Raw genomic sequence first — 8,866 nt, 5'->3', positions numbered from 1 at the left:
CTGGGGCTGAAATCGGTGGCTGAAGGGGTGGAGGATAAACAGACCTGGCAGTACCTTGCGTCACTCGGCTGTGACATGTGCCAGGGATATTTCTCTGCCGCCCCGATGCCGGAGCATGAGCTGAGCCACTGGCATAAGCAATGGAAAGCGCAGGTAAGCGGTCTGTATATGATGGCGAGCTGATAGCCCGGCTGGAGTGGACAAAATATTTTAATTATAGAGTGCTATAACTTCTGATTTATCAAGGGAAAATTGAGTTTGGTAGACTTCAGGAGACTTGAGTCTGGAGCGGGTGAAGGGAATCGAACCCTCGTATGCAGCTTGGGAAGCTGCCGTTCTACCATTGAACTACACCCGCCTTGTGGTGCGTAGGCATTATAGACGTTCAGCTCTTACTGGCAAGCGCCTTTTTCGGTTTATGTGGTGGATTATTAAGCGATTGTTTGCTCCACTACCTTTGTTGGGGGCCGTAGAGCTGCATGATGAGCCAGAATTTTTCTGGCTTTAAATCATTAGCAGGAGGGTTTACTGCCCATAGGTGGTAAATAACGCTGTGGATCAATGGCATTTGCACGATAGCGAATCTGGAAATGCAGGTTCACAGAATCTGAACCACTGCTGCCCATGGTGGCAATTTTCTGCCCCGCACTAATCTTTTGGCTGGTATTCACCAGCGTCTTTTCATTATGGGCGTAGGCGGTGATGTAGTCTTCATTATGCTTAATCATCACCAGGTTGCCGTAGCCACGCAGCTGGTTGCCGACATAAACCACCGTTCCCGCAGCGGATGCGTAAATCGGTTGTCCGCGTTTGCCTGCGATATCAATGCCTTTGTTTCCGCCATCGCTACTGGAGAACGGCACAATCACTTTGCCCATGGTTGGCCAGCGCCAGCATTTTGCCCCAACCGGAGGCGCGGCCACTTTCGCCACGCTGCTCGTCGTAGATGCGCGTGGTTTAGAGGTTTTCGCTACCGCTGTTTTTTTCGCGGAAGAGCCAGAGCTACCTTTAACGCGAAGTTTTTGGCCTACTTCGAGCGTATAAGGCGCAGAAATGCCATTGAGACGCGCCAGCTCGCTAACGCTTGAGCCGGTCATGCGTGAAATTCGATAGAGAGTGTCGCCACGTTTAACGGTATAAACCGGCCCGCTATAGTTTCCTCTGGAGGCTTTAGAGGTGTTCGCTTTGTTTGATGAGCAAGCAACGAGAAACAGGCCCAGGAGCAGGACGATGGCGTTGAGTGACCACTTTCTGACTGTGCTTTCCTTGCGCAAACTTATCCCCGGAATACATGATCAAAAGAAGATATTCCTCCCCGCAGGGAGGAATGAGAACGTCTTACTTCACCGGGCGCAGAGCCGGGAACAGGATAACGTCGCGGATGGTATGGCTGTTAGTGAACAGCATCACCATACGGTCAATACCAATGCCCAGACCCGCCGTTGGCGGCAAGCCGTGCTCCAGAGCGGTGACGTAGTCTTCGTCAAAGAACATCGCTTCATCGTCACCTGCGTCTTTCGCATTAACCTGGTCGGCAAAGCGCTGTGCCTGATCTTCTGCGTCGTTCAGCTCGGAGAAGCCGTTACCGATTTCACGACCGCCGATGAAGAATTCGAAGCGGTCAGTGATTTCTGGGTTTTCATCGTTACGACGCGCCAGCGGAGAAACTTCGGCCGGGTATTCAGTGATAAAGGTCGGCTGAATCAGATGGCTTTCAGCCACTTCTTCAAAGATTTCTGTCACTACGCGGCCCAGACCCCAGCTCTTCTCAACTTTGATGCCGATAGCCGCGGCGATTTCCAGCGCTTTAGCCATATCGTCCAGATCCGCAATATCGGTTTCCGGGCGGTATTTTTTGATAGCTTCGCGCATGGTCAGTTTGGCGAACGGCTGGTCGAAGTCAAAGATCTCTTCACCATACTGAACCTGCGCGGTACCCAGCACGTCATGGGCCAGAGTACGGAACAGAGATTCGGTCAGCTCGATCAGATCTTTGTAATCCGCATACGCCATATAGAGTTCCATCATGGTGAACTCTGGGTTGTGGCGCGGAGAAATGCCTTCATTACGGAAGTTACGGTTGATTTCGAATACGCGATCGAAGCCACCCACTACCAGGCGCTTCAGATACAGTTCCGGCGCAATACGCAGGTACATATCGATATCCAGCGCGTTGTGATGCGTGATGAATGGACGCGCTGATGCACCACCCGGGATCACCTGCATCATTGGCGTTTCAACTTCCATAAAGCCACGCGCCACCATGAACTGACGAACGCCAGCCATGATTTGCGAACGAATTTTAAAGGTGTTGCGGGATTCGTCGTTGGAGATGAGATCCAGGTAACGCTGGCGGTAACGCGCTTCCTGGTCCTGCAAACCGTGGAATTTGTCCGGCAGCGGGCGCAGCGCTTTGGTCAGCAGGCGCAGTTCAGTACAGTGAATCGAAAGCTCACCGGTTTTGGTTTTGAACAGCTTGCCGCGCGCGCCCAGGATATCCCCGAGGTCCCACTTTTTAAACTGCTCGTTGTAGATGCCTTCTGGCAGATCGTCACGCGCAACGTAGAGCTGAATGCGACCGCCAACATCCTGCAGGGTAACGAAAGAGGCTTTACCCATGATGCGGCGAGTCATCATACGGCCGGCAACGGCAACTTCGATGCCCAGCTCTTCCAGCTCTTCGTTCTCTTTAGCATCGAAGTCAGCGTGCAGTTGGTCAGAGGTACGATCGCGACGGAAGTCGTTCGGGAAAGCAATGCCCTGCTCGCGCAGGCCAGCCAGTTTCTCGCGGCGCGCTTTCAGTTCATTATTCAGATCGACCGCTTCGGTGCCCTGCTGTTGTTGTTCAGACATGTTGGTTCCTCATAACCCTGCTTTCAAACTTGCTTCGATAAATTTGTCCAGATCGCCATCCAGTACCGCCTGCGTGTTACGAGTTTCTACCCCGGTACGCAAGTCCTTAATACGGGAGTCGTCCAGTACGTAAGAACGAATCTGACTGCCCCAGCCGATATCCGATTTGTTGTCTTCAAGCGACTGCTTTTCAGCATTTTTCTTCTGCATTTCCAGCTCGTATAACTTCGCCTTCATCTGCTTCATCGCCTGATCTTTGTTCTTATGCTGCGAACGGTCGTTCTGGCACTGAGTCACGGTATTGGTCGGAAGGTGGGTAATACGCACCGCAGATTCGGTACGGTTAACGTGCTGGCCACCCGCGCCCGATGCGCGGTAAACGTCGATCCGCAGATCCGCCGGGTTGATTTCGATATCAATGTCGTCATCCACTTCTGGATAGACGAAGGCCGAGCTAAAGGAGGTGTGGCGACGGCCACCGGAATCGAACGGGCTCTTACGTACCAGGCGGTGGACGCCAGTTTCGGTACGCAGCCAGCCAAAGGCGTATTCACCCTGAATGCGAATCGTCACGGATTTAATGCCCGCGACTTCACCTTCAGACTCTTCAATAATTTCGGTTTTGAAGCCGCGCGCTTCTGCCCAACGCAGATACATGCGCATCAACATGCTGGCCCAGTCCTGCGCCTCGGTGCCGCCAGAACCGGCCTGAATGTCGATGTAGCAATCCGCGCTATCGTACTCACCCGAGAACATGCGGCGGAATTCCAGCTGTGCCAGTTTGGCTTCCAGCTGATCGATCTCGGCAATCGTTTCGTTGAAGGTCTCTTCGTCGTCGGCTTCGACGGCCAGTTCCAGCAGGCCGGTAACGTCTTCCAGGCCCTGGGTCATTTGGTCTAAGGTATCGACAATGGCTTCCAGTGCGGAACGTTCTTTGCCTAACGCCTGCGCGCGTTCAGGTTCATTCCACACATCAGGCTGTTCCAGCTCTGCGTTGACTTCTTCCAGGCGCTCTTTCTTGGCATCGTAGTCAAAGATACCCCCTAAGAACGTCGCTGCGCTCGGTCAGGTCCTGGATGCGGTTTTTTACCGGGTTAATTTCAAACATGGTCTGTATTATCTTATGTTGGGGACTAAGACGAAAATGCGCTCGTAAACCGGAAAGTTTACCGGAATCAGGCCGCATTTTATAGTTTTGCTTGGCTATATCGGCCAGATATGGTCGATTAAAAGTTGCACGGTGCGGTTACCGCGAAACTCATTTACATCAAGCTTGAACGCCAGTTCGGCATCACGCACGCTGTTATCCGGCCAGCATGCGGTGTCGACGTTAAAGGCAATGCCGTCGATAAGCGGGCCGCCACCGATAGGCTCCACCATCACTTTCAGATGACGCTCGCCCACCAGCCGCTGCTGCAATATGCGGAATTTGCCGTCAAACAGTGGCTCCGGGAACATCTGCCCCCACGGTCCGGCATCACGCAGCATTTCAGCCGTTTCCAGCGTCATTTCTTGCGCGCTAATCGCACCGTCAGACCACACCACGCCTTGCAGCAGCGCCGGATCAAGCCATTCCCCCACCAGATCGCCAAACCGCTTACGAAACTCATCAAATTTCGCTTCCTCAAGCGACAAACCTGCCGCCATTGCGTGGCCACCGAATTTCAGCATTAAACCTGGGTGCAAAGTATCAAGACGCTCCAGAGCATCACGCATATGCAACCCCTGCACAGAGCGGCCAGAGCCTTTCAGCGTGCCGTCCCCCGCAGGCGCAAACGCGATCACCGGACGGTTAAACCGCTCTTTAATACGTGACGCAAGAATACCCACCACGCCCTGGTGCCATTCGGGATGGTACATCGCCAGGCCATACGGTAACTCGTCGTGACTCAGCTCGAGCTGCTGGCATAGCGTCAGCGCTTCGACCTGCATCCCCTGCTCGATCTCTTTGCGCGTCTGGTTTAGCGCGTCGAGCTCATTGGCCAGCATGCGGGCTTCACCGATGTTTTCACTGAGCAGTAACGCAACGCCCACGGACATATCGTCCAGACGGCCCGCAGCGTTCAGGCGCGGCCCTAAAGCAAAGCCCAGATCGCTTGCGGCAAGTTTATGAGGTTCACGGTTTGCGACTTCGAGCAGCGCTTTGATTCCGGGGCGGCATTTCCCGGCGCGAATGCGGCTCAGCCCCTGCCAGGTCAAAATACGGTTGTTGTTATCCAGCGGAACCACGTCGGCAACCGTACCCAGCGCCACCAGATCGAGAAGTTCAGCCAGGTTTGGAATGGCCAGCCCTTGCTGTTCAAACCAGCCGCAATCGCGCAGGTGCGCGCGCAGCGCCAGCATCAGATAAAACGCAACGCCAACGCCCGCGAGGGATTTTGAGGGAAACTCGCAGTCCACCAGATTGGGGTTGATGATAGCTTCCGCCGCAGGCAGCTCCGGCCCCGGCAAGTGGTGGTCAGTGACCACTACCGGAATGCCCAGCGCATGAGCGCGTTCAACACCGCTGTGGGATGAGATGCCGTTATCGACGGTCAAAATCATTTGCGCGCCGCGCGCATGAGCCTGATCCACCACTTCCGGGCTTAAACCGTAGCCATCTTCAAAGCGGTTGGGCACCAGATAGCTCACGTTCTGGCAGCCGAGGCTACGCAGCCCCAACACGCTCAAAGCGGTACTGGTTGCGCCATCAGCATCAAAATCCCCCACCACGATGATGCGCAGACCTTGACGAAAAGCGTTGTGTAGCAACGCAACGGCTTTATCCATACCGTTAAGCTGCTGCCAGGGCAGCATGCCCTTCACGCCGCGTTCGAGATCCTGCTCGCCACGCACGCCACGGCTGGCATACAGTCGCTTTAAAAGCGGATGCAGCTGCTGGGGTAGTAAGACTGATTCATCGACGGTGCGGCGGCGAAGTTGTGTTTGCAGTTTCACCCGTTAACTACCCGCCGATGTTCGTAAGCTGTTGGTGCGCATCCAGCATTTGCTTCATCTCTTTTGGCCCCTGGTAACCAGGAATAACGGTGCCGTTGCTCAGCACAATTGCCGGCGTTCCCTGGATGCCAAACTGCACGCCAAGGTTGTAATGATTAGCGATATTCGCCTCACAGCTTGCGCCTGCAGCCGCTTCGCCTTTCATCGCGGCATCAAAGGCTTTTTTCGGGTCTTTCGCACACCAGATGGCTTTCATGTCGCTCTCAGTCTGGCTTTGCAGCCCCTGACGCGGGAAGGCCAGATAACGCACGGTGATCCCCAGCGCGTTGTAGTCTTTCATCTCTTCGTGCAGCTTATGGCAGTAGCCACAGGTGATGTCGGTAAACACGGTAATGACGTGTTTTTCCTGCGGCGCTTTATAGACGATCATCTCTTTTTCGAGCGCGTTCAGTTTACCCACCAGCAATTTGTTGGTGACGTTAACCGGCTGCGCGCCGCTGACGTCGTACAGCGGCCCCTGAATAAAATGTTTACCGTCTTCAGTGACATATAAAACGCCGCTGTCGGTTAACACCGTTTTCATGCCCGCCACAGGCGCTGGCTGAATCTCAGCCTTTTGCACGCCTAGCTTCGCAAGAGACTGCTTAATTGCTGCGTCGTCAGCATGAACAAAACCGGACACAGAGGCCGCTAATAATGGGAGCAGCCACAAACGCTTTTTCATGATGATTCCTTTATCTTCTGCCACTCACGCACGTGGGTGGTGCTGTTGATGTAGCTTGCGTAACCGCTCGGTCGCTACATGCGTATAAATTTGGGTGGTGGACAAATCGCTATGCCCAAGCAACATCTGTACGACTCGTAAATCCGCACCATGGTTCAGTAAATGCGTCGCAAAAGCGTGCCGCAGAACGTGGGGTGACAGCTTTTCACTGTCGATTCCCGCCTGCACCGCATAGTGTTTGATGCGATGCCAGAATGTCTGGCGCGTCATCTGTTGGGCGCGATTACTGGGGAAAACCGTATCAATAGACACGCCATTAAGCAGCCAGGGGCGGCCATGTTCAAGGTAATTTTCCAGCCAGTGAACGGCCTCTTCGCCCATCGGCACCAGGCGCTCTTTGTTGCCTTTACCAATGACCCGAACCACGCCCTGACGCAGGCTCACATCGCTCATGGTCAGGCCGACTAACTCAGAAACGCGCAGCCCGGTAGCATACAATAATTCGAGCATGGCTTTATCACGTAACTCGACAGGCCGATCGATACAGGGCGCTTGCAGCAGGCGTTCGACCTGCGCTTCGCTTAAATCCTTCGGCAAACGCTGCGGTAATTTTGGCGATGAAAGCATCACGCCCGGATCATCATCGCGCAGTTTTTCGCGATACAGATACTGGAACAGTCGGCGCATGGCGCTTAACATGCGGGCCGAACTGGTTGCCTTATAGCCGCCTTCAAGACGCTCAGCAAATAGCAGCTGCAAATCGCTTGTCTGGACATTCAGTAAGTCCAGATCGTGGCGCGTAAGCCACTGGGCCACCATGTTGAGATCCCGGCGGTAGGCGTCCAATGTGTTCTGTGCCAGGTTCCGCTCAAGCCAGAGCGCATCAAGAAATTGTTCGATTCGGGCCCGATCCTGCTCCACAACTGCCTCCTTACTTGCCCAGGGTTTGGCGAATGGTGCCCATTATGCATGATGCACCATGGGATCTGGTACAATTGCCAGCCTGCAGGTTTTTAAAAGAGTTATTAACGCGATGAACATTGGCCTTTTTTATGGCTCCAGCACCTGTTACACCGAAATGGCTGCCGAAAAAATTCGTGACATCATTGGCCCGGAACTGGTGACGCTGCACAATCTGAAAGATGACTCACCGGCCATGATGGAACAGTACGATGCGCTGATCCTCGGTATCCCGACCTGGGATTTCGGCGAATTACAGGAAGACTGGGAAGCCGCCTGGGATCGGCTGGACCGACTGGATCTTGCAGGCAAACCGGTTGCCCTGTATGGCATGGGCGATCAGCTTGGCTATGGCGAATGGTTCCTGGATGCGCTCGGGATGCTGCACGATAAACTGGCCCCGCGCGGCGCTCAGTTTATTGGCTACTGGCCAACCGAAGGCTACGAATTTACCAGCCCCAAACCGGTGATTGCCGATGGGCGACTGTTCGTTGGCCTGGCGCTTGATGAAACCAATCAGTACGATCTGAGCGATGAGCGCATCGAAAGCTGGTGCCAGCAGATCCTCACAGAAATGGCCGAAAAATTTGCCTGACAGCCGCTCAGGCTTCGCCGTTACCGCTCGCCTGCTGTTGCTGCATCAGGCGGCGTAAATCACGCCATTCAGCCATATCCATGCTATCAGCAGACAGCCATAAATGCTGGCAACGCTTGCGCCCGGCGCGGCGTAAGCGCAGCATCATACCGCTACGTAATACCCAGGGCGACCCCACGATTTCCCATTCCTGGTTTTGCCAGCGCAGGTGGTAGTTGGTCAGGATTTTCATTTCGCCCTGGCAGGCATGAATGCGCCGCTGACTGCGTACGCTATCGAACACCACCAGTGAAAGCAGCAGCATCCAGACCAGCGTGTAACTCATCGGCCACGGCATCAACAGCACTAACAGCGCAACCAGACCGTGGGCCAGCAGCGACAGCCATTGCGCACGCCAGGAGACGCGAAGATCAGATTGCCACAGGACCACGTTCTTTATTCCGTGTCTGAATCAGTGTCACCATCCGTTGCAGCTCGCTATCAGCCGGTTTGCCATGATTCATTAACCAGTTAAACAGGTCTGGATCATCGCTTTCCAGCAAACGGACAAATAGCTGCTTATCCTGCGTGCTTAACGAGTCATATTCATATTCAAAGAATGGCATAATCGAAATATCCAGCTCGCGCATTCCCCGGCGACACGCCCAATGGATTCGGGCTTTGTTATTGATATCCATCTGCTCTTTCCTGGTTATCTGATAAAAGATACAAATATTAGTCAGACTAAAGAAAATCAATTTATTGATTTTCGGCCGCTTGCCACAAAGAAGGAAAAAGCGTGGTTTTTCCTTCTTTGT

General features: G+C 54.0%; 10 protein-coding genes and 1 tRNA gene. 2 read left to right on the top strand and 9 right to left on the bottom strand.

Annotated elements, in window-relative coordinates; all coding sequences use genetic code 11:
- A partial coding sequence (locus EHN07_RS20785; protein WP_124024356.1) for an EAL domain-containing protein occupies positions 1-183 on the top strand: 183 nt, incomplete at its 5' end.
- Between the two features lie 101 nt (positions 184-284).
- On the opposite strand, the gene EHN07_RS19820 is transcribed toward EHN07_RS20785, so the two are convergent.
- The 7 genes from EHN07_RS19820 to xerD form a co-directional block, all read right to left on the bottom strand.
- Positions 285-358: transfer RNA gene (locus tag EHN07_RS19820), tRNA-Gly, on the bottom strand.
- Between the two features lie 154 nt (positions 359-512).
- Entirely contained in the window at positions 513-1,274 is a 762-nt protein-coding gene (gene actS, locus EHN07_RS19815; RefSeq protein WP_124025726.1) for an amidase activator ActS, read from the bottom strand.
- A 64-nt stretch (positions 1,275-1,338) separates the two neighbouring features.
- Positions 1,339-2,853, bottom strand: a complete 1,515-nt coding sequence (gene lysS / locus EHN07_RS19810; RefSeq protein ID WP_124025725.1) for a lysine--tRNA ligase — start codon at positions 2,851-2,853, stop codon at positions 1,339-1,341.
- 9 nt (positions 2,854-2,862) lie between these two features.
- Positions 2,863-3,961, bottom strand: a protein-coding gene (gene prfB / locus EHN07_RS19805) for a peptide chain release factor 2 (protein ID WP_124025724.1) whose coding sequence is annotated in 2 segments (ribosomal slippage) — positions 2,863-3,885 and positions 3,887-3,961 — 1,098 coding nt in all. Because the reading frame shifts where the segments join, the coding sequence is not laid out codon by codon here.
- 95 nt (positions 3,962-4,056) lie between these two features.
- Complete coding sequence (gene recJ / locus EHN07_RS19800) at positions 4,057-5,790, bottom strand: single-stranded-DNA-specific exonuclease RecJ (protein WP_124025723.1); 1,734 nt, start codon at positions 5,788-5,790, stop codon at positions 4,057-4,059.
- Positions 5,791-5,797: 7 nt separating this feature from the next.
- Positions 5,798-6,514 carry a bifunctional protein-disulfide isomerase/oxidoreductase DsbC gene (dsbC, locus tag EHN07_RS19795; RefSeq protein ID WP_124025722.1) on the bottom strand — a complete coding sequence of 239 codons (717 nt, stop codon included), beginning with the start codon at positions 6,512-6,514 and terminating at the stop codon, positions 5,798-5,800.
- A gap of 24 nt (positions 6,515-6,538) precedes the next feature.
- Positions 6,539-7,435 carry a site-specific tyrosine recombinase XerD gene (xerD, locus tag EHN07_RS19790; RefSeq protein WP_124025721.1) on the bottom strand — a complete coding sequence of 299 codons (897 nt, stop codon included), beginning with the start codon at positions 7,433-7,435 and terminating at the stop codon, positions 6,539-6,541.
- 112 nt (positions 7,436-7,547) lie between these two features.
- On the opposite strand from xerD, the gene fldB reads away from it, so the two are divergent.
- Positions 7,548-8,069 carry a flavodoxin FldB gene (gene fldB, locus EHN07_RS19785; RefSeq protein WP_124025727.1) on the top strand — a complete coding sequence of 174 codons (522 nt, stop codon included), beginning with the start codon at positions 7,548-7,550 and terminating at the stop codon, positions 8,067-8,069.
- A 7-nt stretch (positions 8,070-8,076) separates the two neighbouring features.
- Here the strand turns inward: fldB and EHN07_RS19780 are convergent, their stop codons facing one another.
- Complete coding sequence (locus tag EHN07_RS19780; RefSeq protein ID WP_124025720.1) at positions 8,077-8,499, bottom strand: protein YgfX; 423 nt, start codon at positions 8,497-8,499, stop codon at positions 8,077-8,079.
- The gene (gene sdhE, locus EHN07_RS19775) at positions 8,480-8,746 is read right to left on the bottom strand and encodes an FAD assembly factor SdhE (protein WP_124025719.1); all 267 of its coding nucleotides are present in this window, start codon (positions 8,744-8,746) and stop codon (positions 8,480-8,482) included. Before sdhE ends, EHN07_RS19780 begins: the two co-directional genes overlap by 20 nt.
- Between the last annotated feature and the right edge of the window lie 120 nt (positions 8,747-8,866).

The organism is Buttiauxella warmboldiae, from assembly GCF_003818135.1.
Classification (GTDB): domain Bacteria; phylum Pseudomonadota; class Gammaproteobacteria; order Enterobacterales; family Enterobacteriaceae; genus Buttiauxella; species Buttiauxella warmboldiae.
Note: the sequence above shows the minus strand (reverse complement) of the source record. Positions and strands in the feature narration are given on the sequence as shown.